Origin of the sequence: Azospirillum himalayense (genome assembly GCF_042657465.1) — a bacterium.
Taxonomy (GTDB): domain Bacteria; phylum Pseudomonadota; class Alphaproteobacteria; order Azospirillales; family Azospirillaceae; genus Azospirillum; species Azospirillum himalayense.
In genome coordinates, this window is sequence record NZ_JBHSLC010000014.1 from 19,387 (window position 1) to 42,921 (window position 23,535).

The 23,535-nt window shown below is 70.0% G+C and carries 24 protein-coding genes; 15 read left to right on the forward strand and 9 right to left on the reverse strand.

The window, feature by feature from the left end; translation table 11 throughout:
* From ACFPMG_RS10770 to ACFPMG_RS10805, 8 genes are all read right to left on the reverse strand, one after another.
* Window positions 1-765, reverse strand: coding sequence for an ABC transporter ATP-binding protein (locus ACFPMG_RS10770; RefSeq protein WP_376995126.1), 765 nt, complete (start codon window positions 763-765; stop codon window positions 1-3).
* Window positions 762-1,550, reverse strand: a complete 789-nt coding sequence (locus ACFPMG_RS10775; RefSeq protein ID WP_040137892.1) for an ABC transporter ATP-binding protein — start codon at window positions 1,548-1,550, stop codon at window positions 762-764. Before ACFPMG_RS10775 ends, ACFPMG_RS10770 begins: the two co-directional genes overlap by 4 nt.
* Window positions 1,547-2,518 (reverse strand): branched-chain amino acid ABC transporter permease, encoded by a 972-nt coding sequence (locus tag ACFPMG_RS10780; protein ID WP_149166790.1) that lies wholly within the window; start codon window positions 2,516-2,518, stop codon window positions 1,547-1,549. The genes ACFPMG_RS10775 and ACFPMG_RS10780 overlap by 4 nt, the downstream gene beginning before the upstream one ends.
* A 1-nt stretch (window position 2,519) precedes the next feature.
* Complete coding sequence (locus tag ACFPMG_RS10785) at window positions 2,520-3,392, reverse strand: branched-chain amino acid ABC transporter permease (RefSeq protein ID WP_014200179.1); 873 nt, start codon at window positions 3,390-3,392, stop codon at window positions 2,520-2,522.
* A gap of 98 nt (window positions 3,393-3,490) precedes the next feature.
* Window positions 3,491-4,627, reverse strand: a complete 1,137-nt coding sequence (locus ACFPMG_RS10790; protein WP_376995128.1) for an ABC transporter substrate-binding protein — start codon at window positions 4,625-4,627, stop codon at window positions 3,491-3,493.
* A 266-nt stretch (window positions 4,628-4,893) separates the two neighbouring features.
* Complete coding sequence (locus ACFPMG_RS10795) at window positions 4,894-5,283, reverse strand: hypothetical protein (RefSeq protein WP_376995129.1); 390 nt, start codon at window positions 5,281-5,283, stop codon at window positions 4,894-4,896.
* Window positions 5,284-5,391: 108 nt separating this feature from the next.
* Complete coding sequence (locus ACFPMG_RS10800) at window positions 5,392-5,670, reverse strand: hypothetical protein (protein ID WP_376995130.1); 279 nt, start codon at window positions 5,668-5,670, stop codon at window positions 5,392-5,394.
* A gap of 157 nt (window positions 5,671-5,827) precedes the next feature.
* A complete protein-coding gene (locus ACFPMG_RS10805) occupies window positions 5,828-7,099 on the reverse strand; it encodes an amidohydrolase/deacetylase family metallohydrolase (protein WP_376995131.1) in 1,272 nt (423 codons plus the stop codon).
* 679 nt (window positions 7,100-7,778) lie between these two features.
* Here ACFPMG_RS10805 and ACFPMG_RS10810 point away from each other — a divergent pair.
* From ACFPMG_RS10810 to ACFPMG_RS10880, 15 genes are all read left to right on the forward strand, one after another.
* Window positions 7,779-8,630 carry a sulfite exporter TauE/SafE family protein gene (locus tag ACFPMG_RS10810; RefSeq protein WP_376995132.1) on the forward strand — a complete coding sequence of 284 codons (852 nt, stop codon included), beginning with the start codon at window positions 7,779-7,781 and terminating at the stop codon, window positions 8,628-8,630.
* Window positions 8,631-8,637: 7 nt separating this feature from the next.
* On the forward strand, window positions 8,638-10,227 hold the full coding sequence (locus ACFPMG_RS10815) for a gamma-glutamyltransferase family protein (RefSeq protein WP_376995133.1): 1,590 nt from the start codon (window positions 8,638-8,640) through the stop codon (window positions 10,225-10,227).
* A 58-nt stretch (window positions 10,228-10,285) separates the two neighbouring features.
* Window positions 10,286-11,440, forward strand: a complete 1,155-nt coding sequence (locus ACFPMG_RS10820) for an ABC transporter substrate-binding protein (protein ID WP_014199597.1) — start codon at window positions 10,286-10,288, stop codon at window positions 11,438-11,440.
* A gap of 172 nt (window positions 11,441-11,612) precedes the next feature.
* Window positions 11,613-12,485, forward strand: a complete 873-nt coding sequence (locus tag ACFPMG_RS10825; RefSeq protein ID WP_376995134.1) for a branched-chain amino acid ABC transporter permease — start codon at window positions 11,613-11,615, stop codon at window positions 12,483-12,485.
* Window positions 12,482-13,519 (forward strand): branched-chain amino acid ABC transporter permease, encoded by a 1,038-nt coding sequence (locus tag ACFPMG_RS10830; protein ID WP_376995135.1) that lies wholly within the window; start codon window positions 12,482-12,484, stop codon window positions 13,517-13,519. The genes ACFPMG_RS10825 and ACFPMG_RS10830 overlap by 4 nt, the downstream gene beginning before the upstream one ends.
* Complete coding sequence (locus ACFPMG_RS10835) at window positions 13,516-14,319, forward strand: ABC transporter ATP-binding protein (RefSeq protein WP_094307001.1); 804 nt, start codon at window positions 13,516-13,518, stop codon at window positions 14,317-14,319. The genes ACFPMG_RS10830 and ACFPMG_RS10835 overlap by 4 nt, the downstream gene beginning before the upstream one ends.
* A complete protein-coding gene (locus tag ACFPMG_RS10840; RefSeq protein ID WP_145679927.1) occupies window positions 14,306-15,010 on the forward strand; it encodes an ABC transporter ATP-binding protein in 705 nt (234 codons plus the stop codon). The genes ACFPMG_RS10835 and ACFPMG_RS10840 overlap by 14 nt, the downstream gene beginning before the upstream one ends.
* 22 nt (window positions 15,011-15,032) lie before the next feature.
* On the forward strand, window positions 15,033-17,402 hold the full coding sequence (locus ACFPMG_RS10845) for a xanthine dehydrogenase family protein molybdopterin-binding subunit (protein WP_376995136.1): 2,370 nt from the start codon (window positions 15,033-15,035) through the stop codon (window positions 17,400-17,402).
* A complete protein-coding gene (locus tag ACFPMG_RS10850; RefSeq protein WP_376995137.1) occupies window positions 17,399-18,211 on the forward strand; it encodes an FAD binding domain-containing protein in 813 nt (270 codons plus the stop codon). Before ACFPMG_RS10845 ends, ACFPMG_RS10850 begins: the two co-directional genes overlap by 4 nt.
* Window positions 18,208-18,696, forward strand: coding sequence for a (2Fe-2S)-binding protein (locus tag ACFPMG_RS10855; RefSeq protein ID WP_211103669.1), 489 nt, complete (start codon window positions 18,208-18,210; stop codon window positions 18,694-18,696). The genes ACFPMG_RS10850 and ACFPMG_RS10855 overlap by 4 nt, the downstream gene beginning before the upstream one ends.
* A 4-nt stretch (window positions 18,697-18,700) precedes the next feature.
* On the forward strand, window positions 18,701-19,375 hold the full coding sequence (locus ACFPMG_RS10860; protein WP_376995138.1) for an SRPBCC family protein: 675 nt from the start codon (window positions 18,701-18,703) through the stop codon (window positions 19,373-19,375).
* A 57-nt stretch (window positions 19,376-19,432) separates the two neighbouring features.
* On the forward strand, window positions 19,433-20,602 hold the full coding sequence (locus tag ACFPMG_RS10865) for an amidase (protein WP_376995139.1): 1,170 nt from the start codon (window positions 19,433-19,435) through the stop codon (window positions 20,600-20,602).
* The gene (gene hpxZ, locus ACFPMG_RS10870) at window positions 20,599-20,979 is read left to right on the forward strand and encodes an oxalurate catabolism protein HpxZ (protein WP_376995140.1); all 381 of its coding nucleotides are present in this window, start codon (window positions 20,599-20,601) and stop codon (window positions 20,977-20,979) included. The genes ACFPMG_RS10865 and hpxZ overlap by 4 nt, the downstream gene beginning before the upstream one ends.
* 98 nt (window positions 20,980-21,077) lie before the next feature.
* On the forward strand, window positions 21,078-21,563 hold the full coding sequence (locus tag ACFPMG_RS10875) for a MarR family winged helix-turn-helix transcriptional regulator (RefSeq protein ID WP_145626201.1): 486 nt from the start codon (window positions 21,078-21,080) through the stop codon (window positions 21,561-21,563).
* 174 nt (window positions 21,564-21,737) lie between these two features.
* Window positions 21,738-22,949, forward strand: coding sequence for a YlbE family protein (locus ACFPMG_RS10880; protein WP_376995141.1), 1,212 nt, complete (start codon window positions 21,738-21,740; stop codon window positions 22,947-22,949).
* 29 nt (window positions 22,950-22,978) lie between these two features.
* On the opposite strand, the gene ACFPMG_RS10885 is transcribed toward ACFPMG_RS10880, so the two are convergent.
* On the reverse strand, window positions 22,979-23,535 hold a 557-nt coding region (locus ACFPMG_RS10885; RefSeq protein WP_376995142.1), incomplete at its 5' end, for an electron transfer flavoprotein subunit alpha/FixB family protein.

Genomic DNA, 23,535 nt, shown 5'->3' on the forward strand with positions numbered 1-23,535 from the left:
TCAGCCGCCCAGATAGGCGCGCAGCAGGTCGGGATCGCCGCGCAGCTCCGCCGAGGGGCGGCTGGCGGTGATGCGGCCCGTCTTGACCACATAGGCCCGGCTGGCGACGCCCAGCGCGTTGTGGATGTTCTGCTCGACCAGCAGGACGGTCACGCCGTGGCCGTTGACGGAGCGCACCACGTCGAACACCTCGTCGGCCATCTTCGGGCTGAGGCCGAGGCTGGGCTCGTCCAGCATCAGCAGCCGCGGCTCCGACATCAGCGCGCGGGCGATGGCGAGCATCTGCTGCTCGCCGCCGCTGAGCGTCCCGGCCATCTGGCGCGACCGCTCGCGCAGGCGGGGGAAGCGGTGGAAGGCCATGCCGATGCGTCGCTGCACCTCCTCGCGCGAACGGCAGAGATAGGCGCCGAGCGCGATGTTCTCCTGCACCGTCATGTTCGGCCAGACGTGCCGTTCCTCCGGGCAGTGGGCGATGCCGGCGGCGACGATGCGGTCGGCAGGCAGGTTGGCGATCGGCTTGCCGTTCCAGACGATGGTGCCGGAGCGCGCCTTCAGCAGGCCGGAAATCGCCCGCAGGATGGTGCTCTTGCCGGCGCCGTTGGCGCCGATCAGGGCGACCGTCTCGCCGGCCCGCACGTCCAGCGACACGCCGTGCAGCGCGGCGGTGGAGCCATAGGCGACGTGCAAGCCTTCCACGGCGAGGACCGGCGCGTCGGCGGCCTGCGCGATGGCGGAGGGCGAGGGGGATTCGGAGAGCAGCGTCATGCGGCGGCCTTTCCGAGATAGGCTTCGGCGACCTGCCGGTTCTCCAGGATCTCGGCCGGCCGGCCCTCGGCCAGCTTGCGGCCGAAGTTGAGGACGACGATCCGGTCGGACACCGACATGACCAGATCCATGTTGTGCTCCACGATCAGCAGCGCGTCGATGCTGCGCCCGATCAGCGTCTTCAGCACCGCGCCGAAGGTCCCGGCCTCGTGGCTGTTCAGCCCGGCGGCGGGTTCGTCCAGCATCAGCAGGCTGGGCTTGGCGGCCAGCGCCACCGCGACCTCCAGCAGGCGCAGCTCGCCGCAGGACAGCAGATGCGCCGGGGCGTTCATGCGCTGGGCCAGACCCATGGTCTCGACGATGGCGGCGGCGCTCTCCCGCGCCTCGCGCTCGGCGCGGCGCACCGCCTCGCCGGGGAAGAAGGTGGCGAGGAGGGATTGGCGGCTCGCCATGTAATGGCCGGTCAGCACGTTCTCGAAGACCGTCAGCCGCTTCATGACGTTGGTCTTCTGGAAGCTGCGGACGAGGCCGAGCCGGGCGATGGCGTGCGGCTTGCGGTTGGTGATGTCCTGCCCCTTGAAGCGCACCCGCCCGTTGCTCGGCGCGTAGAAGCCGGTCAGCATGTTGAAGCAGGTCGTCTTGCCGGCGCCGTTGGGGCCGATCAGGCCGACGATCTCGCCGGGCTCGATGTGGAAGCTGAAGTCCTTCACCGCGGTGATGCCGCCGAAGGTCATGGTCAGGTCGTCGGCGCGCAGAAGCGGCTGCCGGTCGGTTGTCGCCGTCATACGGTGCGCTCCTTCGCGGCGTTGAGGGTCGGCTTGGCGGCCTGCTGCTCGCGGCGCAGGGCGATGAAGCCCATCAGGCCGTTGGGCAGGAACAGGACAATGGCCATGACGATCAGCCCGAACAGGGTGAGGCGGAGTTCCTGCACCTCGCGCAGGTATTCCTCCAGCACGGTCACGATCACCGCGCCGGCCAGCGGGCCGATCAGCGTTCCCTTGCCGCCCAGAAGCACCATGATGATCATCGTCGCCATGAAGGCGAAGCGGAACACCTCCGGCCCGACGAAGGAGATGTAGTGGGCGTAGAAGCCACCAGCCAAGCCGGCCAGGAAGGCGCCCAGCACGAAGGCCTGCATGGCCGTGCCGAAGGGATCGACGCCGATGGACTGCGCGACGTAGCGGTTCTCGCGCACCGCCACCGCCGCCCGGCCGGCGTTGGAATAGACGAAGCGGTAGGAGAGGTAGAGCGCCACCGCGGCGATGCCCAGCACGATCAGGAAGAAGCCCGCCTTGTCGGTGACGGCCACGTCCCCGAAGAGGTTCTGGCCGACGCCCGCCAGACCCATCGGGCCGTTGGTCACCGCGATCCAGTTGTTGGCGACAATGCGCAGCACCTCGGCGAAGGACAGGGTGACGATGACGAAATAGGGGCCTTGCAGGCGCAGCGTGATCGCCCCGATGGCGAAGCCGAAGACGGCGGAGACCAGCCCGGCCAGCGGGATCGTCACCCACATCGGCATCCCCGCCTGGGTGGACAGCAGCGCCGCCGTGTAGGCGCCGGTGCCGAGGAAGGCGGTGTGGCCCAGCGAGAACTCGCCGACATAGCCGACCACCAGATTGAGGCTGCTCGCCAGAACCGCGTAGAACAGCGCCATGATGGCGAGGTGCAGGATGTACTGGTCCGTCACCGCGAAGGGCAGAAGCGCCGCCCCCGCCAGGAAGGCCAGCAGGATGTTGCGTTCCAGGGTCATGTCAGGCCCTTTCCGTGCGGATCGAGAACAGGCCCTGGGGCCGGAACAGCAGGATCAGGATGACCAGGACGAAGCCGATGACGTCCACCATGCCCATGGAGACGTAGCCGCCCCACATCGCCTCGGCGACGCCCAGCAGCAGGCCCCCGGCGATGGCCCCGGCAAAGCTGCCCATGCCGCCGAGGATCACCACGACGAAGCTCTTCAGGCTGATGAGGCCGCCGACCGACGCCTGGGCGGAGTAGATGGAGGCCAGCAGCATCCCCGACAGCGCGGCCAACGTGCAGCCCAGCGCGAAGGTGGCGGCGTAGACGTGGCCGGTGCGGATGCCGGCGAGGCTGGCCGCCATCGGGTCCTGGAAGGTGGCGCGCATCGCCGCCCCCAGCCGGGTCCGGCGGATCAGCAGATGGGCGCCGACGATCAGCGCGATGCCCACCGCCACGGCCAGCAGGCGCAGCTTGGTCACCGCGATCGGGCCGAAGAACAGCGGCCCTTCGGCCACAGCACCAGCCACCTTCATGGGCGCCGGGCCGACCAGCAGAAGCGTGCCGTTGACCAGGAAGATCGACAGGCCGATGGTCAGCAGGATGCCCGGCTCCTCACCCTGGCCGCGCACCCGCTCGATCAGGAAGCGGTCGACCAGCCAGCCGACGGCGGCCATGAAGGCGGCGACCACGATCAGGCCGCTGAAGAAGTCGAGGCCCAGGTAATTGGTGACGAACCAGCCGCTGACCCCGCCCAGCATGTAGAACTCGCCGTGGGCGAAGTTGACCACGCGCATCAGGCCGAAGATCAGCGTCAGGCCGAGGGCGGAGAGCGCGTAGAACACGCCCATCACCAGCCCGTTGGCCAGGAACTGCGGAAAGAGATCCATGACGTTCTCGCAAAAGCAGGCCCGCACAAACGGTGCGTTGGATCGGTGCGCGCCGCGGGGACGGTGCCGTCACGGCAGCCCCGCGGCGCATCCGCCGGTCAGTGCGGCGCGTCCACCGGGGTGGAGGCGATCACCTTCGGTTCGCCCTTCTCGATCCGCACCAGCACCGCGTCGAAGCCGTAGGCCTGGCCCTTGTCGGTGAACTTGTAGACGCCGTTCGGTGCCTCGTAGCTGGTCTTGGCGAGCGACGCCCGGATGGCCTCGGCGTCGGTGCCGCCGGCCCGCGCGATGGCCTGCCCGGCGATGTTCAGCGCGTTGTAGCCGGCGGCGCCGTACTTGCCGGGCTTGATGCCGTACTTCGCCTGGTATTTCTGGACGAAGGTCTGGTTGCGCGGGGTGTCCATGCTGGAGGCGTAGGGGACGGCGGCGTGGATGCCCTCCGCGGCCTCGCCGGTCAGGTTGATGAAGTCGGCGGTGGCCCAGGAGCCGACGCCGAACACCTTGGTGTCCAGACCCATCTCGCGGATCTGCTTGACCAGGATGGAACCGTCCTGGGTCTCCGCGGCGACGAACACGCCGTCCGGCTTGGCGGCGCGCAGCTTGGTCAGCAGCGTGAAGAAGTCGGTGGCGCCGTGGTCGAAATACTCGGTCAGCACCGTCTTGACGCCCAGCGCCGTCAGGTCGCGGGAGAATTCCTCGACCCCGCCGCGGCCCCAGTCGTCGTTGACGCCGATGTAGGCAACCTTGGTCAGCTTCAGGTCGTTGGCGAGGATCTTGGCGAAGGCTTCCGCCATCAGCGCGTCCGTCTCGGCGGCGCGGAAGAAGTAGGGATTGCCCTGCTCCGTCAGGCTGGCCTTCGACGACACGCCGGTGATCAGCGGCAGCTTGTACTTCTGGGCCACCGGCATGATCGCCGCGGTGGCGGAGCTGCAGAAGGCGCCGACCAGCGTGACAACCTTGTCCTTCTGCACCAGCTTCTCGACGGCGTTGACCGAGTTGGCCGGGGTACACTGGCCGTCCTCGACGATCAGCTCGATCTTCTTGCCGAGAACGCCCCCCGCGGCGTTCATTTCCTCGACGGCGAGCCGGGCGCCTTCCACCACGGACTTGCCGTTGTAGGCGACCGATCCGGTCAGCGGCTGGACCAGCCCGATCCTGACCGTGTCCTGCGCCTGCGCCGGAACCGACGCGGTGACGCCGGTCAACAGCAGGCCGCCCAGTACCACGTTTCTCATCTCTCCCTCCGCGTTCGACGGTGATGTCGCGATGACGGCGAATGACGATTCCCTGTCGGCGCCCCGCCGTTCCCGGCGTGGGCGCGTCGGCCCGTTGCGGGAACGCGCGCCGTCCGATGCGGCAACCGTTCCCGTGTTTTATTATACGGCCAATTAATTATGCAGGGATGCTAACGGTCGCGTCGCGGCGCTGTCAATCGCTTTTCCGACGAAGACGGTTGGGGATTTTTTGCGGCTGTGTTTTGGCGCCGTGTTCGGCGCGCTCCTCAGCGGAGCGCGTCGAGCGTGTCGGCGTTGGGGCAGAGCAGCGCGTGCTCCGGCTGCGTGCAGCCCTCGGCCAGCAGACGGCGGCAGGTGCGGGCGCCGCGGCAGAGCGCGCAGACCCGTTGCAGGTCGTTCATCAGGTCGGGGCGGTCCTGCTCCACCGCGGCGCCGTCGACGCCGTGCAGCGCCATCGCGGCGGGCAGCAGCGCGCCGACATGGCCGGCGCGCAGCACGGCCGGGGCGGTCAGGTCGGTCAGCCCGGCATCGGCCAGCACGCGGTCGCGGTCGTGCGGGGCCAGCGCTTGGAGCGCGTTCAGGGAGCGGACGCCGCGCCAGCCGCGCAGGAGCGTCGCGCACAGGCCCTCTTGCGGCGCGGGGGCGGGGGTGGTCATGGGAGTCTCCGAAGCTGGTTATTAATCGTTCGATTAATATTCGCCATCGGAGCGCTCGGCGCCTTGATGTGGATCAGCCGTGCCCAGCTTTTGTCACGCCTGCTTTTGTCAGGGCGCCGGCCGCGTCCCGACGCAGCGCACGGCGTAGCGCCGGAAGCCGAAGCCGGACTCGCCCTCGCACCGCTCGACCACGAAGGCCGCGCGCCGTGTGACGACGCGGCTTCCCGTGCCGAGCGGGGTGTCGTGGGCCAGTTCCAGCATCATGCGCTGCTGGCGCCGCGGGTGGGACAGCAGCAGGGCGCGGGCCTTGCCCAGCCGCCGCCCTTCGGCATCGCGGCAGCGGGCCGGGACCTCGAACATCCAGAAGGCAAGCGCGGCTTCGGACATGGGCGGAGTCCTTGTCGGATGATGAAGTGTTCGGGGGCCGACGGTGCCCCCACCCCGGCCCTCCCCCGCTTCGCAGGGGAGGGAGAAATATGCGAAGCGGCGGCAGTCCCCTCCCCTGCGTCAGCGGGGGAGGGCTAGGGTGGGGGCACCGTTTCGTTTACGCCGCAACCGGAATCGGCTTCGGCAGCAGCGGGCTGTCCACCTCCTGCACCACGCCTTCGCGCAGCGAGAAGGCCGGGACGATCATCTCCGGCGCGGTCACCCGCTCGCCGCTGTTGTCGCTGAGCTGCCAGCGGCCGGCCTTGACCTCCAGCACCGCCACGTCGGCGGCCATGCCCGGAGACAGCGCGCCGATCTCGTCGGCCATGCCCAGCATGGCGGCGGGGTTGCTGGTCACCGTCTTCAGCACGTCGCCCAGCGCCATGCCGAGCGTCAGAAGCTCGGTCATCGCGTGGGTCAGGCTGAAGGGGGCGACGCCGTAGAAAGGGTTGGCCTCGCGGTCGCCGCCGGCGCCCGCCGTCGGGGCCTTCACGTTGTAGCCGTGCAGGTCGGCGCCCAGCGTGTAGGGCAGGATGCCCGCCGCCAGCGTCCGCCGCGCCATCTCGAAGCTGAAATGCGAGCCGTGGCCGACATCCACGGTCAGCCCGCGCTCCAGCGCCTTGTAGATGACCGGATGCACCTCGCCGGTGCGGGTGGAGATGAAGCCGCCGGGGTGGCGGGTGAAGGGATGGGCCAGGATGTCGCGCGAATCCAGAAGCGGGACCAACTCCTCCACCAGCATGTCGGGATCGACGGCCTCGCCGCCTTCCACCTCCGGCCAGAGCTGGCCGAGATGGACGTAGAGCGGCACGCCGATGCCGTCGGCGATGCGCTTGGCCTGCTTGATGACGTCCAAGCCCCAGCGCGAGGCGCCGCCGACCTCCGCGTGAGCCTTGATGCCCTTGACGATGTCGCGGTTCTCGCGCCCGACGCGGATGGTCGCGTCCACATCGACGCAATCCGGGCGATAGAGCTGCGGGTAGTAATGGCCCTCCAGCCCCCCGACCAGATAGGCCGACAGGAAGCACAGCGTGCGCGAGCGCGCCGGCTCGGCGATGAAGCGGCGGAAAGCCGGAAGGGTCATCAGGCTCGGCCCGCCCTGGTCGACCAGCGTCGACACGCCGGAGCGCACGCCCACCATGTCCGGGTTCAGTCCGAAGCGCCCGGTTACCTTCTCGAAGACGTGCGCGTGGGTGTCGATCAGGCCCGGCGTCACGAGCTTTCCGGAGACATCGAGGATGGTGTCGGCGGCATCGTCGGGCAGCCGTTCCGCCACCGCCGCGATGCGGCCCTTCGCGACCGCCAGATCGCCGACCAGATCCAGCCCGTTGGCCGGATCGAGAATCCGTCCGCCGCGGAGCACGAGGTCGAACGTGTGCGTCTCTGACATAACCCACCTTCTTGCGCTGATTTTTATCTGGCCGTCCTTTCAGCAAGCATCATGCCAGGGCGGGTCGGAGGTGCCGGGGCGCACAAAACTTCAGCATACTGACGAATGACCGTCCGTTGGGCATTTGGTGGTCAAAATACGCACAATACGGCATACCACGGCATGCGCCCGCCGCCCGCCGGTGCTCGATTTTCCGCAGTATGCTGATGATTCACGGCGTGGCGGCATGGCGTGGCACCCTGCCACCAATTTGTGCACGAACACAGAAGCCAAGGCAAAAACCAGGGGTTTCAAAGGGCTCCAGGGGCTGGTCACCGTCGCCGCGGTGGGGCATGCAAAGGCCATCCATGGCCATCATCATATCGTCAGTATGCTGATTAATGCCCGCGCAGCAGGCAGAGGTTGCGCACGAATGAAGCGGAGAATCAAAGTTCCCGAAACACACGATTATTGATTGTTTTTCAATGCGATGGAGTGCGTTTTCCAAGAGCCGCGATGCCCCTCCGTCAATCCATTTGCCCAATATTGGGGCGATTACCGGCCTTGGCGCCACGCCGCGCCTTCCTTCCCTTCGAACCGAAATGCGCAGTGTTCTGCCGGTTGGCACGGCGTTCGCAAAGGGATGGGAAACCAACGGAAAAAGTCGGATATCCATAAAAATGAGAGGGTTTCTGCAGATGTGGCGGGGCATCCCGTGACCGGGCTGGGGATCGCGGCGGTGCCGCAGCTTCCCATCCTCGGCGGCGGGCTGCTGCTGGCCGGCGGTTTCGCCGGGCTGGCGGCCGGCATGATGGGGGTCGGCGGCGGCATCGTGATCGTGCCGGTGCTCTATCACCTGTTCACCGCGCTGGGCGTGGACGAGGCCGTGCGCATGCACGTCGCGGTCGGCACCTCGCTCGCCACCATCATCGCCACCTCGCTGACGTCGCTGCGCGCCCACCGCCGCCGCGGCGCCGTCGACGGCGAGCTGCTGCGGGCCTGGGGACCGGCGATCTTCCTCGGCGTGCTGGCGGGAACGGCGGTGGCCGGCGTGGTGCGCGGCCCGGTGCTGACGGCGGTGTTCGCCGGGATGGCGGTTCTGGTCACGCTGCACATGCTGTTTGGCAAGCCCGAGTGGCGGATTGCCGATGGGCTGCCGAGCGGCGCGCCGCGCCAGGGGCTGGCCGGCGGCATCGGCATGGTGTCGGCGATGATGGGCATCGGCGGCGGCACGCTCAGCGTCCCCATCCTGACCCTGTTCGGCTATCCGATCCACCGCGCGGTCGGCACGGCGGCGGCGCTGGGCTTCATCATCGGCGTGCCGGGAACGGTGGGCTTCGTGTTGACCGGTTGGAGCGTGCCGGGCCGTCCGGATTTCAGCCTTGGCTATGTCAACCTGCTGGGGCTGGCGCTGATCCTGCCAGCCTCCATGGCCATGGCGCCGCTCGGCGCGCGGCTCGCCCACAGCCTCGACACCCGTGTCCTGCGCCGCGTCTTCGCCCTGTTCCTGGGTCTGACGGCGGCGCGGATGATCTACGGCCTTCTTCCGTGAGGTTCCCATGCTGAACACGCCGCGCAGCCGCCGGGGAATGGTCACCTCCCCGCACCATCTCGCCAGCCAGGCCGGCCTCCAGATCCTGCGCAACGGCGGCACCGCCGTCGAGGCGGCGGTCGCCGTCGCCGCGGCCTTGGCCGTCGTCTACCCGCACATGACCGGCATCGGCGGCGACGGCTTCTGGCTGATCGCCGAGCCGGGGCGCGACCCCGTCGCCATCGACGCCTGCGGCGGGGCGGGCAAGGCCGTCTCGCTCGACCTCTACCGGCGCCACGGCCACGCCACCGTGCCCTGGCGTGGGCCGCTGGCGGCGAACACGGTCGCCGGCACCATCGACGGCTGGCGCGAGGCGCTGGCCGTCAGCGCCGGCTGGGCCGAGCCGCTGCCGCTCGCCCGCATCCTGGAGGAGGCCATCGCCCACGCGGAGCAGGGCATCCCGGTCACCGCCAGCCAGGAAGGGCTGACCCGCCAGAAGCTGCACGAGCTGAAGGACGTCCCCGGCTTCAAGGACACCTTCCTGCCGGGCGGCGCCGTGCCGCCGGAAGGCTCCACGCTGAAGCAGCCGGCGCTGGCCGCCACGCTGCGCCGGCTGGCGGCGGAGGGGCTGGAGAGCTTCTACCGCGGGCCGCTCGCCGCCGTCATCGCGGCGGATCTGCAGCGCGCCGGCTCGCCGGTGGATGCGACGGATCTTGCAGCCCACGCGGCGCACCGCCGCCCGGCCCTGTCGGTCGGCGTGCGCGGGGCGCTGCTGTTCAACCACCCGCCGCCGACGCAGGGTCTGGCATCGCTGATGATCCTCGCGCTGTTCGACCGGCTGGGCGTGACGCAGGGCGAAGGCTTCGACCACATCCACGGGCTGATCGAGGCGACCAAGCAGGCCTTCCTGGTCCGCGACCGCGAGGTCGGCGACCCGGCCTACATGGGGCGCGAGGCGCAGAGCTTCCTCGACGACGCGGTGCTGGACGGGCTGGCGGCGAACATCGACCGCGCCCGCGCGCTGCCCTGGCCCCATGTCGCCAAGCCCGGCGACACGGTGTGGCTGGGCGTGATCGACGGGCAGGGCCGCGCCGTCAGCATGATCCAGAGCGTCTATTTCGAATTCGGCTCCGGCCTCGTGCTGCCGGAGACCGGGATCACCTGGCAGAACCGCGGCGCCTCCTTCCGCTTGGTGGAGGATGGCTGGAACGCGCTGGCTCCGGGGCGCAAGCCCTTCCACACGCTGAACCCGGCGATGGCCCGCTTCGACGACGGGCGCAGCATGGTCTACGGCACCATGGGCGGGGAGGGGCAGCCGCAGACGCAGGCCGCCGTCTTCTCCCGCTACGCGATGTTCGGGCAGGGCCTGCAGGCCGCCGTGACGGCGCCGCGCTGGCTGCTCGGCCGCACCTGGGGCGAGGACAGCGTGACGCTGAAGCTGGAAAGCCGCTTCGACCCTGCCCTGGTCGCCGCCCTGCGCGACGCCGGGCACGCGGTCGAACTGCTCGATCCGTACACGAGCACCATGGGGCATGCGGGCGCCATCGTCCGCCATGCCGACGGAACGCTGGAGGGGGCGACCGATCCCCGCAGCGACGGCGCGGTCGCCGCTTGGTGAGTGCCGCCGAGCGACCGACGACCTGACGGTTCAAATCAAAAAGAGGGGGCTAGACGACATGCGGACGATGAAGACCACGGCGTTGCTGCTGAGCGCCGCGCTGCTGGCGCCGGGCGTGGCCTTTGCGCAGGAGACGATCAAGATCGGCGTGACCCAGCCGCTGACCGGCGCGGTCGCCGCGTCGGGCAACTACGTCGCCAACGGCGCGCGGGTGGCGGAGGAGGTCGTCAACGCCAACGGCGGCGTTCTCGGCAAGAAGATCCAGCTGATCATCGAGGACAACAAGAGCAACCCGAAGGAGGCCGTCGCCTCCGCCGAGAAGCTGATCGTGCGCGACAAGGTCCCGGTGCTGATGGGCGCCTGGAGCTCCACCTTCACCCTGGCGGTGATGCCGAAGCTGGTGGAATACGGCGTGCCGATGGTGGTGGAGACCTCCTCCTCGACCAAGATCACCACCTCGGGCAACCCGTGGGTCTTCCGCATCGCCCCGACCTCCGCCATGGAGGCTAAGTCCTTCGCGGAGAAGCTGGACCATTTCCAGCCGGCCATCCAGAAGGCCGATTTCCTGGCGGTGAACAACGACTTCGGCCGCGGCTCGGCCGACGAGTTCCGCAAGATGCTCCAGGCCAAGGGCGTCAAGATCGGCGTCACCGAGACGATGGCGCCGGAGGCCACCGACCTGTCGGCGCAGCTCTCCAGCATCAAGCAGTCGGGCGGCGACACGCTGTTCGTCACCACCGGCGTCGAGCAGATCACCCTGATCCTGAAGCAGGCGGCCGAGCTGCGCCTTCCGCACCGGGTCATCACCAACGGTGGTTCCTCGTCCCCCGACCAGCTCATCGCGCAGGCGGGTGCCGCGGCGGACGGCGGCTACTTCACCTTGTTCTTCGCCCCCTGGTTCCCGGAGAAGGCGGTGCACCCGACGGTCGCCAAGACCTTCGTCGATGGCTGGAACAAGAAGGGTTACGACTTCGCCGGCTTGACCGAGGGCTACCGCGGCTATGACGGCATCATGACCATCGTGGAAGCCATCAAGAAAGCCGGCAAGGCCGAGCCGCAGGCCATCCGCGACGCGCTGTGGACCGTCAAGCTGGACGGCGTGAACGGCGACATCGCCTTCAAGAAGGACGGCCCGGAGGGCAAGGAGAGCGGTCAGAACGAGGCCAACGTCTACGTCGTCCAGGTGAAGGACGGCAAGGTGACGATGCCGTAACCGGCTTCACCGCCCTCTCCCCTCTGGGGAGAGGGAAGGGGCCCGCGCCGCAGGCGTGGGAAGGGTGAGGGTCGTACGAGGATCAAGGCGCTGATCCTTGCCGGTACCCTCACCCGTCGCCTTCGGCGCCACCCTCTCCCGGGACGGGAGAGGGGAAGTAAGGAGACACGCGGTGGAAGCGCATCTGCAGCATCTTTTGAACGCCGTGGTCCTGGGGGGGACCTACGCGCTGCTGGGAATCGGCCTGACGCTGATCTTCGGCATCATGCGCGTGGTCAACTTCACCCATGGCGAGCTTTACACCTTCGGCGCCTACATGGCCTACATGCTGGCCGGAATGATGGGGCTGAACTTCTTCATGTCCCTGGCGATGGCAGCATTGCTGGGCATGGCGTTGGGCGCGCTGATCGAATTCACTCTGCTGCGCCCGCTCAAGGGCGCCGACATCGACACCACCATGCTGGTGATGATCGGCGCCGGCATCGCCATGCAGGCCGGGGAACAACTCGTCTGGGGCGGTGTCGCGAAGTCGGTGCCCAGCCCCTTCCCGACCGAGCCGGTGGTGCTGGGGTCGGTGTCGGTGGGCATGAACCGGCTGTTCGTCCTGGGCGTGGCGCTGCTGCTGCTGGGCGGCTTCTACCTGCTCATCAACCGGACCAAGCTGGGCGTCGCCATGCGCGCCACCTTCCAGGACCCGGACACGGCGGCGCTGATGGGCGTCAACCGCGGGCTGATGTACACGCTGACCTTCGCGCTCGGCTCCGGCCTCGCCGCCACGGCGGGGGCGCTGCTCGGCCCGATCTTCGTGGTCACCCCGACCATGGGCGATCTGGTGGCGCTGAAGGCCTTCGCCATCGTCATCCTGGGCGGGCTGGGCAACATCCCCGGCGCCACCATCGGCGGCTTCGTGCTGGCGCTCGCCGAGGAGTTCGGCGCCGGCTACCTGTCGTCGGGCTACCGCGACGCCATGGGCTTCATCCTCATCATCGCCGTGCTGATCGTGCGGCCCCAGGGTCTCTTCGCCATGAAGGAGCGGATCGGATGACGACGCGTCTCCTCCCCTGGCTGTTCGTCCTGGTCATGGCGGTCGGGCCGCTGTGGCTGGGCGACCAGTACATCCTCTACGTCCTGACCTCGACCGGCATCTTCATCATCGGGGCGATGAGCCTGAACCTGCTGCTCGGCTACACCGGGCAGCTCAGCCTCGGCCACATTGCCTTCTTCGGAATCGGCGCCTACACCAGCGCGCTTCTGTCGCTGGGCTTCGACCTCGACCTCGGCGGAGTGGAGCCTTTCGTGCTGGGGCCGCAGCCGGTGTGGGTGGCCTTCCTCGGCGGCATCTTGGTGGCGGCGCTGTTCGGCTTCCTGATCGGCAAGCTCGCCTTCCGGGTGCGCGGGGCCTACTTCGTCATCGTCACCATCAGCTTCGCCCAGGTCATGCGCATGGTCGCGCTGAACTGGGTGGACCTGACCGAGGGGCCGATGGCGCTGAACAACATCCCGCCGCTGTCGGTGTGGCTGCCGTGGGACGGGGTGCTCCCGCTCTACAGGAAGGAATACAACTACCTTCTGGTGCTGGCGGTCGCGGTGGTCTGCTTCCTGGTGATCCAGCGGCTGGTGCAGTCGCGGGTCGGCCGCGCGCTGGTGGCGCTGCGCGAGAACGAGTCGCTGGCGCGCTCGGTCGGGATCGACGTGACGCGCTATCTGGTCGTCGCCACGGTGATCGCGGCGGGCATGGCCGGGGCCGCGGGCGGGCTCTACACCCACTACATCCGCATCGTCGACCCGGACGTCTTCATGTTCATCTACACGGTGACCATGGTCATCATGGTGGTGACGGGCGGCAAGGGCACGCTGGCCGGGCCGATCGTCGGCGGCCTCGCCTTCGGCATCCTGCCCGAGGTGCTGCGCGAGGTGGCACGGCCCGAGGTGCAGTGGATCATCTACGGCGTCGCCATGATCGTGGTCGTCTTCTTCCTGCCGCAGGGCATCGTCCCGGCGGTGAAGAACTGGTTCGCCGGCCGCCGCAAGCGCGTCGCCGGAACGGCGCTGGGCCTGCGCAAGGAGACCTCGGCATGAGCCTCGCGTTCGACGAATCCGCCGCGCCGATTTTGGAAGTGCGCGAGGTCGCCGTTCATTTCAGCGGCCTGATCGCCATCGCCTCGATGAGCTTCGCCGTGCCGGAGGGGGAGATCGTCAGCCTGATCGGCCCCAACGGGGCGGGCAAGACGACGGCTTTCAACGTCATCACCGGCTTCCTGAAGCCGACCGGCGGCAAGGTGCTGTTCCGCGGCACCGACCTGACTCGCCTGTCCTCCAACCGCATCGCGGGCCTGGGCGTCGTGCGCACCTTCCAGCGCACCAGCATCTTCGCCGGCTGCACCGTCTTCGACAATGTGCTGACCGGGATGCACCGGCAGGGCCGGGCGGAGACCTGGGGGGCTTTGCTGCGCCTCGCCTCGGTGCGGGCGGAGACGGAGCGGATGCGCGCGGCGGTGGCCGAGATCCTGGCCTTCGTCGGCCTGTCGCACCGCGCCGACGAGCTGGCTGGCAATCTCGCCTACGGCGAGCAGCGGTTGCTCGGCATCGCCATCGCGCTGGCCGCCGATCCGAAGCTGCTTCTGCTGGACGAGCCGGCCGCCGGGCTGAACCCGTCGGAGACGGAGGCCTTCATGGGCGTCGTCCAGCGCATCCGCGACCGCGGCGTGACCATCCTGCTGGTCGAGCACGACATGCGCATGGTGATGACCATCTCCGACCGCGTGGTGGTGCTGAACCACGGGCGCATCATCGCCGAAGGCCCGCCGGAGGTCATCCGCGCCAATCCGGACGTGATCCAGGCCTATCTGGGCCAGGGGGTGAAGCATGCTAAAGGTTGAGGGGATCACCGTCTGCTACGGCCAGATCCCGGCGCTCCGCAACGTCTCGCTGACGGTGGAGGAGGGGGAGCTGGTCACCCTGATCGGCGCCAACGGCGCCGGCAAGACCACCACGCTGCGCGCCATCAGCGGCCTTCTGCCGCTGGCGTCCGGCCGCATCACCTTCGAGGGGCGGGAGATCGGCAACGCCGCCCCCCGCACGGTGCTGGCGCTGGGTGTGGCCCACTGTCCGGAGGGGCGGCGCGTCTTCCCCCACCTGACGGTGCGCGAGAATCTGGAGATGGGCGCCTATCTGCGCCGCGACCATCAGGCGGTGGCCCAGGACATGGAGCGGCTGTTCGACCGCTTCCCCCGCCTGAAGGAGCGGCTGAACCAGCCCGCCGGCACCATGTCGGGCGGCGAGCAGCAGATGCTGGCCATCGCGCGGGCACTGATGTCGCGCCCGAAGATCGTGCTGTTCGACGAGCCGTCGCTCGGCCTCGCCCCCAACCTCGTGGAGCGCACCTTCGAGATCGTGTCGGACATCCGCCGGGAAGGGACCACCGTGCTGATGGTCGAGCAGAACGCCTATGCCGCGCTCGACATGTGCGACCGCGCCTACCTGCTGGAAAGCGGGCAGGTGATGGAGCAGGGCACCGGACAGGCCATGCTCGCCAACGACCACATCCAGCGCGCCTATCTGGGCGGTTAAGCAAAAAAGAGAGGGTCAGGGAATGGGAGAGGTTAGCACCGCCGGATCGGGCGCCGGTTCCGGTGTCGGCGCCAGGGTCCGCCGCAAGGAGGATGACCGGCTGCTGCGCGGGCGGGGCCGCTTCGTCGGCGACATTGCCCTGGTTGGCATGAAGGAACTGGCCTTCGTGCGCAGCCCGGTCGCCCACGCCACCATCACCGGCATCGAGATTCCGGAGGAGCACCTCGGCGCCGTCTTCACCTGGGCGGATCTGGCGGCGGGCGGCGTCAAGCCGATCCGCGCCGTCTCGGGCCTGCCCGGCTTCAAGGTGTCGGAGCAGCCGGCGCTGGCCGACGGCAAGGTGCGCTTCGTCGGCGAGCCGGTGGCCGTCTGCGTCGCCGCCACACGCGCCGAGGCCGAGGACATCGCCGCCTCCGTCTTCGTCGATTACGCCGAGCTGCCGGTGAATTCCGACATGCTGGAGGCGGTGACGCCGGGCGCGCCGAAGGTGCACGACCACTGGCCGGACAACGTCTTCCTGGAGACCAACGTCGGCGGCAACATCGCGGAGATCGCCGCCACCGCCCCGGTGAAGGTGTCGCGGACCATCCGCACGGCGCGCCAGTGCATGGTGCCGCTGGAGGGGAAGGGCGTGGTCGCCCACTGGGACCGCCACGTCGAACAGCTCGTCCTGACCACCTCGACCCAGATGCCGCACATCGTGCGCGCCGGCCTGTCGGAATGCCTGGACCTCGACCAGGGGCTGATCCGCGTGGTGGCGCCGGACGTCGGCGGCGGCTTCGGCTGGAAGGGCCTGCTCCAGCCGGAGGAGGTCGTGGCTGGCTGGCTCGCCATGCGTCTCGACCGCCCCGTCCGCTGGACCGAGGACCGGCGGGAGCATCTGGTCGCCGCCGCCAACGCCCGCGAGCACCATTACGAGATCACCGCCTACGCCGACGCGCGCGGGCGGCTGCTGGGGATCGAGGCCGACGCCTGGGTCGATGCCGGGGCCTACTCGGTCTATCCCTTCTCCGCCTGCCTGGAGGCGGCCCAAGTCGGCAGCATCCTGCCCGGCCCCTACGACTTCGCGCATTACCGCTGCCGCACCTTCTCCGTCTGCACCAACAAGCCGCCCATCGTCCCCTACCGCGGCGTGGCGCGCACCGGCGTGTGCTTCGCCATGGAGCAGATGATCGACGCCGTCGCCGACGCCGTCGGGCGGGAGCCGTGGCAGGTGCGGCTGGAAAACCTCGTCCCGCCGGAGAAGATGCCCTTCGACAACGTGACGAAGAAGCATTTCGACAGCGGCGACTATCCCGAATCCGTCCGCCGCGCCGTCGCCGCCATCGAGCTTGAGGGCTGGCGCGCCCGCCAGAAGGCCGGGGAAGCGGACGGGCGGCTGATCGGCGTCGGCTTCGCCACCTATTGCGAGCAGTCGGCCCACGGCACCGCCGTCTATCACGGCTGGGGCATTCCCATGGTGCCGGGGCACGAGCAGGCGCAGGCCCGCATCACCCCGGACGGCGGGCTGGAGCTGCGCGTCGGCGTGCAGTCGCACGGCCAGAGCATGGAGACCACCTTCGCCCAGGTCGCGCACGAGGTGCTGGGCATCCCGCTGGAGAAGATCAAGCTGGTGCACGGCGACACCGGCCTGACGCCCTATTCGACGGGCACTTGGGGGTCGCGCAGCATGGTCATGGCCGGCGGCGCCGTCGCCACCGCCTGCCGCACGCTGGCCGAGCGGCTGCGCCGGATCGGCGCGCATCTGATGCAGGCCGGGCCGGACGGGGTGGTGCTTGAGGGCGGGTCGGTGAAGGCCGGGGCCGCCGCGGTGACCATCCGCGAGATCGCCCACACTTGGTACCGCGCGCCGCAGCTTCTTCCCGCCGACGTGGACCGCGGCGGGCTGGAGGTCACCGCCGGCTACAAGCCGGGCAGCGACCACGGTACCTTCTCCTACGCCACCCACGCCGTGGCGTTGGCCGTGGACCCGGAGATCGGGCAGGTCGAAATCCTCGATTACGTGGTGGTCGAGGACGCCGGAACCATGGTCAACCCGATGGTCGTCGACGGCCAGATCTACGGCGGCGTCGCCCAGGGCGTCGGCACCGCGCTCTACGAGCGGATGCCCTACGACGCGGAGGGCCAGCCGCTCGCCTCCACCTTCGCGGATTACCTGATCCCCGGTTTCACCGAGGTCCCGCACGTGAGGATCATCCACATGCTGACCCCCTCGCCCTACACTGAGTTCGGCGTGAAGGGCATCGGCGAGGGCGGCGCCATCGCCCCGCCGGCGGCGATCTGCAACGCCATCAACGACGCGCTGAAGCCGCTGGGAGTCATCGTGACGAACGCGCCGATGACGCCGGAAGCCATTCTCTCCGCCATTGCGGGCGAGCGGGGTGCGGCATGAAGGCGGTCGATTTCGACTACGCGCAGCCGGCGACGCTGGACGCGGCGCTGGAGCTTCTGGCGCGCGAGGACGTGATGGTGCGGCCGGTGGCCGGTTCCCAGTCGCTCGGCCCCATGCTGAACCTGCGGCTGGCCCAGCCGGAGCTGCTGGTGGACATCACCCGCATCGCCGAGCTTCAAACGATCCGCCGGGAGGGCGATCGGCTGGTCATCGGGGCCTGCGTCACCCACGCGCGGCTGGAGGACGGCGACTACCCGGACGTGACGCGCGGCGTGCTTCCCAGCGTGGCGGCGGTGATCGCCTACCGCGCGGTGCGCAACCGCGGCACCATCGGCGGCAGCCTCGCCCACGCCGATCCGGCGGCGGACTGGGTGAACGTCCTGACCGCGCTCGGCGCCGACGTGGTGATCGTCGGTCAGGGCGGGCGGCGCAGTGTGCCGATGACCGACTTCATCCTCGGCGTCTTCGAGACGGCCCTGCAGCCGGGCGAGATCGTCGCGGAGATCCATGTGCCCGCCCTGTCCGACCGGGCGCGCTGGGGCTATTACAAGGTCTGCCGCAAGACCGGCGAGTTCTCCCACGCCACCGGCGCGGTGCTGATCGACCCGGCCCGCGGCGTCCAGCGCTGCGTCGCCGGGGCGACCTCCGGCAAACCGGTGGTGATCGACGGCCCCGCCCTGTTCGCGGGCGGCTGCACGGAAGCGGCGCTGGCCGCGCATCTCGCCGGCAGCCCCGCCGCGGACGACCCCATCGCCCTGAAGACCCACACCGTCGCGCTGAAGCGCGCCATCGCGCAGGTGATGTCATGAGCGCCCACGCCAAAACCATTTCCCTGACCGTCAACGGCACGCGCGTCGAGGCCAGCGTGCCGCCGCGCCAGCATCTGGGCGACTTCCTGCGCGAGCGGGAATTGCTGACCGGCACCCATCTGGGCTGCGAGCACGGCGTGTGCGGTGCCTGCACCATCCTGATCGACGGCGAGCCGGCGCGCTCCTGCATCACCTTCGCGGTGGCCTGCGACGGGCGGTCCGTCACCACGGTGGAGGGGCTAGACGACGACCCCGTCGCCGCGGAGCTGCGCGAGGCCTTCTCCGCCGAGCACGGGCTTCAATGCGGCTTCTGCACGCCGGGGATGCTGGTGGCGGCGCGCGACGTGGTGCTGCGCTGCCCGGACGCCGACAACCCGGCGATCCGCACGGCGATGAGCGGCAACCTGTGCCGCTGCACCGGCTATGTCGGGATCGTCAACGCCATCCGCCGCGTCATCGACGCGCGCAACACGAACGCGGGGTAATCCCATGCCGACCATGACCCAGACCCTTGCCGTCAATTTCCCGCGCGCCCGCGTCTGGCCGCTGCTGGGCGACGTGGAGCAGGTGATCGCCTGCATGCCCGGCGCCTCGCTGACCAAGCCGCGCGAGGGCGACCGGATCTTCGGGCAGATGCGCGTGAAGCTCGGCCCCATCGCCGCCGCCTTCGCCGGCGAGGGCACGCTGACGATGGACGAGGCCACCCACACCGGCGTCATCCACGGCCAGGGCACGGACCCCAAGAACAATTCCCGCGCCAAGGCCGACGTGACCTTCGCCGTCGTGGAGGAGGGGCCGGGCACGCGCATCGACCTGACCGTCGATTTCACGCTGACCGGCGTGCTGGCCCAGTTCAGTCGCGGCGCCATCGTTCAGGAGATCGCCAACCGCCTGACCGCCGAGTTCGCCCGCAACCTGGAAACCAAGCTCGCCGCCACGGCACCGGCGGTGGTGGAGGACGCGGAGCCCGTCGCGGCTTCCGCGGCTTCGCCGGAGCCTGCCAAGGAACTGAACGCTGGCAATCTCCTGTGGAGCATGTTGAAGGATTGGCTGCGCAAGCTCTTTTCCAACCCTCTCCCCTCTGGGGAGAGGGTGGCCCGGAGGGCCGGTGAGGGGGATGCACGTGGCGGTGCGTCCGGCAAAAGCGCAACCCCCTCACCCTGACCCTCTCCCCAGAGGGGAGAGGGGATTCGAACCTATGATGAGATTCATCACCGCATCATGCCGAACGACCCCCTGAACGCCTTCGTCCCCTACGGCCGGACCGAGGTCGCCGGAGCCGCGGACGGCCCGCTGGCCGGGCTGCGCTTCGCGGTGAAGGACCTGTTCCACATCGCCGGCCTGCCCACCGGGGCCGGCAACCCGGACTGGCTGCGCACCCACGAGGTTCCGCAGGACACCGCGCCCGCCGTGCAGCGGCTGCTCGACGCCGGGGCGCGCGTCGCCGGCAAGACGCTGACCGACGAGCTGGCCTGGAGCCTGGCCGGCGAGAACGCCCATTACGGCACCCCGGAGAATCCGAAGGCGCCGGGCCGCATCCCCGGTGGTTCCTCCAGCGGGTCGGCCGCCGCGGTGGCGGGCGGGGCGGTGGACTTCGCCATCGGGACGGACACCGGCGGGTCGATCCGCCTGCCGGCGAGCTACTGCGGCCTCTACGGCATGCGGCCCACCCACGGGGCGGTTCCGCTGGATGGTTCCGTCCCCCTGGCGCCGAGCTTCGACACGGTGGGCTGGTTCGCGTGGGAGGCGGCGCTGCTCCGCCGCGTCGGGGCGGTGCTGCTGCCCCCGGCGCCCGATCTGGCCTTTCGCCGCCTGTTGATCGCCGAGGACGCCTTCGCCGTCGCGGGGGACGCGGTGCGCGCCGCTCTCGCCCCGGCCTTGGACCGGCTGCGGGAGCGGTTCGGGGCGGCGGAGGCCGTGACGCTGGCCCCGGAGGGCTTGGAGCGGTGGCGCCTGGTCTTCCAGACGCTCCAGGCCGCCGAGGCCTGGGCGGCGCACGGCGCCTGGATCACGGCGACGAAACCGACCTTCGGGCCGGGGGTGCGCGACCGCTTCGTGGCGGCGGCCACGCTCGACCCCGACCTGGCCCGCGCAGCGGCGGAGACGCGGGAGGGCATCCGCCGGCGGATGGACGAGCTGTTGGGACCGGACGGGCTGATCGTCCTGCCCAGCGCGCCGGGCATCGCGCCGCTGCGCGGCTCGTCGGGGGCGGCGGTGGACGCGGAGCGCGGTCGGGCGCTGGCGATCCTCTGCCCCGCCGGTCTGGCCGGGCTGCCGCAACTCTCCATTCCCGCGGCGCGGCTCCAGGGCTGCCCGCTCGGCCTGTCGCTCATCGGGCCGCGTGGAAGCGACTCCGCGCTTCTGGCCATCGCCGAGGATCTGTTCGCATGACGCTTGAGATCAACATCCCCGAGGTGGTGGCCGAGGTCACCGCCGCCTTCGAGCGCTACGAGCGCGCGCTGACCGGCAACGACGTGGCGGTCCTGGACGAGCTGTTCTGGAACCACCCGGCAACCCTGCGCTACGGCGTGGGCGAGAACCTGTACGGCTACGACGCCATCGCCGCCTTCCGCCAGGGCCGCCCGGCGGCGGGGCTGGACCGAACCCTGCGTAACACCGTCATCACCACCTATGGCCGCGACATGGCGACCGCCAATACCGAGTTCACGCGCCCCTCCACCGAGCGCGTCGGGCGGCAGAGCCACACCTGGGTCCGCATGCCGGAGGGCTGGCGGATCGTCGCGGCGCATGTGTCGCTAATGGGCTAGAGGTCACGGGCGTCCGGCCCGGTTGCCGATTCTCACGCCCGCCGCCATCCTCTCTCTGTTCACCGCTTTCCCAAACCCGCTCCGACGGACCGCCCGCGATGACCTTAGACGACCCCCTGATCGAAGAGGCGTACCGCGTCCTGGCGGAGCGTCCCGGATTCCTCATCCGCCGCCTGCACCAGATCCACGTCGCCATGTTCATGGAGGAGTGCGCGGAGTTCAACATCACCCCCGTCCAGTACAGCGTGCTGACCGCTCTGGTGGACCGGCCCGACCTGGATCAGGTGACGCTGGGCGCCCAGATCGGCATCGACCGCACGACCACGGCGGGCGTGCTGGCGCGGCTGGCCGAGCGCGGGCTGATCCAGCGCCGGGCCAGCCCGGTGGACAAACGCATGAAGCTGGCCGCCATCACCGCGGAGGGCCGGAAGCTGCTGCGCCGTATGGACAAGAAGGCCCAGCGCGCCCACGACCGCACCATCGCGCCCCTGCCGAAGGAGGACCGCGCGGTCTTCCTGCGCTACCTGCTGCATCTGGTCGACGCCAGCAACGGCTACGGCCGCGCCCCGCTGCACCTGCCATGAGGTGAAGCATTCCCTCTCCCGCCCCGGGAGAGGGAGGGACCCACGCGCCAGCGTGGGAGGGTGAAGGTGCCGCCAAGGCTCGGCGCCTTGATCCTCGCACGACCCTCACCCGCCCGCTCTCGCGGGCACCCTCTCCCGGGACGGGAGAGGGGTTGGACGCAAAGGACACACGCGATGAACGACGCCACCGCGCGGGCCGTGGAGCGGATGCTGACCGCCGATCCGGTGTGGACGAAGACCGGAACCGCCGGGGATCGGATCGGGCTGGACCGCCACACGCTGCTGCACGCCGGACCGCCCTTCGCCGATCCGGCGGAAATCTGCCCGCCGATCCTCAACGCCGCCGCCGCGGCGCTGCTGTTCGAAGGCATGGCCGACGGCGTGGAGGAGGCCCGCACCCTGGTGCGGAGCGGCGCCGTGACCCTGCGTCCGGCGCAGGATTCCGGCGTGGTCACCCCGCTCGCCGCCGTCGTGTCGCGGTCGATGTGGCTGCATGTGGTGGAGGATGCCGGCGGCTCCGGCGCCCGCGCCTACAGCCCGCTCAACGAGGGCGGCGGCCCCGCTTTGCGCTTCGGCATCGTCAGCGGCGCGGTGGTGGAGCGGCTGCGCCTGCTGCACGGCGTGGTCGGCCCGGCGCTGGCCGGGATCGGGCCGGTGGAACTGCGTGGCATCGCATGCGAGGCGATGGAGCAGGGGGACGAGCTGCACGGGCGCGTCGGGGTGGCCTCGGCCCTGCTGACCGAGACGCTGGTGGCGCGGCTGGGCGGGACCGGTGCGGTCTGCGCTTTCCTGAAGGAGGCCGGGCAGTTCTTCCTCAACCCGTGGATGGCCGCCTGCAAGGCGACGATGCTGGCCGGTGACGGGGTGCCGGGGGCGGCGCTGGTGACGGCGGCCGGCGGCAACGGGATGCGCTTCGGGTTGCGCCTGTCGGGCATGATGGGCGAGGGCTGGGCGAGCGCGCCGGTGGCCGCACCGCAGGGGCCGGACATCGGCTCTCCCGGCGGAGCCTCCCGCCCGCGTCTGCCGGCGATCGGGGACAGCGCCGTCATCGACGCGCTGGGCTTCGGCGCGCTGGCGCTCGACGCCGCCCCGCTGCTGCGGGCGGAGCTGGGGGCTGCGGCCGAGACGGTCATCGCGGCGGCGGACCGGCTGCTCTGCGCCGACCATCCCATCCACGGGCGGCGCGTCGGGCTGGACGCCCGCGCCGTGTTGCTGGGCGGCCCGGTGCCCCCGGTCTGTCTGGCCGCGCTGCACGCGGCGGGGGAGGACGGGATCGTCGGGCGCGGCCTCGCCTGGCACCCGCCCTCCTGCCACGCCGAGGCGGTGGCGGCGGTGGACCGGCTGAGCCGCGCCGGTTTCCCGGACGCCCCCGACCGTCGCGCCTGACGTCCGGGGGGCCGGCGACGCCTATGGCGTCACAGAGCCTGCTCCAGCTCCGGCACCGCCTTGAACAGGTCGGCGACGAGGCCGTAGTCGGCGACCTGGAAGATCGGCGCCTCCTCGTCCTTGTTGATGGCGACGATGACCTTGCTGTCCTTCATGCCGGCGAGGTGCTGGATGGCACCGGAGATGCCGACGGCGATGTACAGCTCGGGCGCCACGATCTTGCCGGTCTGGCCGACCTGATAGTCGTTCGGCACGAAGCCGGCGTCGACCGCCGCGCGGCTGGCGCCGACCGCGGCCCCCAGCTTGTCGGCCAGCGCTTCCAGCAGCTTGAAGTTCTCGCCCGACTGCATGCCGCGGCCGCCCGACACCACGATCTTGGCTTGGGTCAGCTCCGGACGCTCCGACTTCGTCAGCTCCTGGCCGACGAACCTGGCCGAACCGGCGTCGCCCGTCCCGGCGATGCTCTCGACCGTGGCCGAACCGCCGGTGGCGGCGGCCGCCTCGAAGGCGGTGGTGCGCACCGTGACGACCTTGATCGGGTCGGCGGACTTCACCGTGGCGATGGCGTTGCCGGCGTAGATGGGCC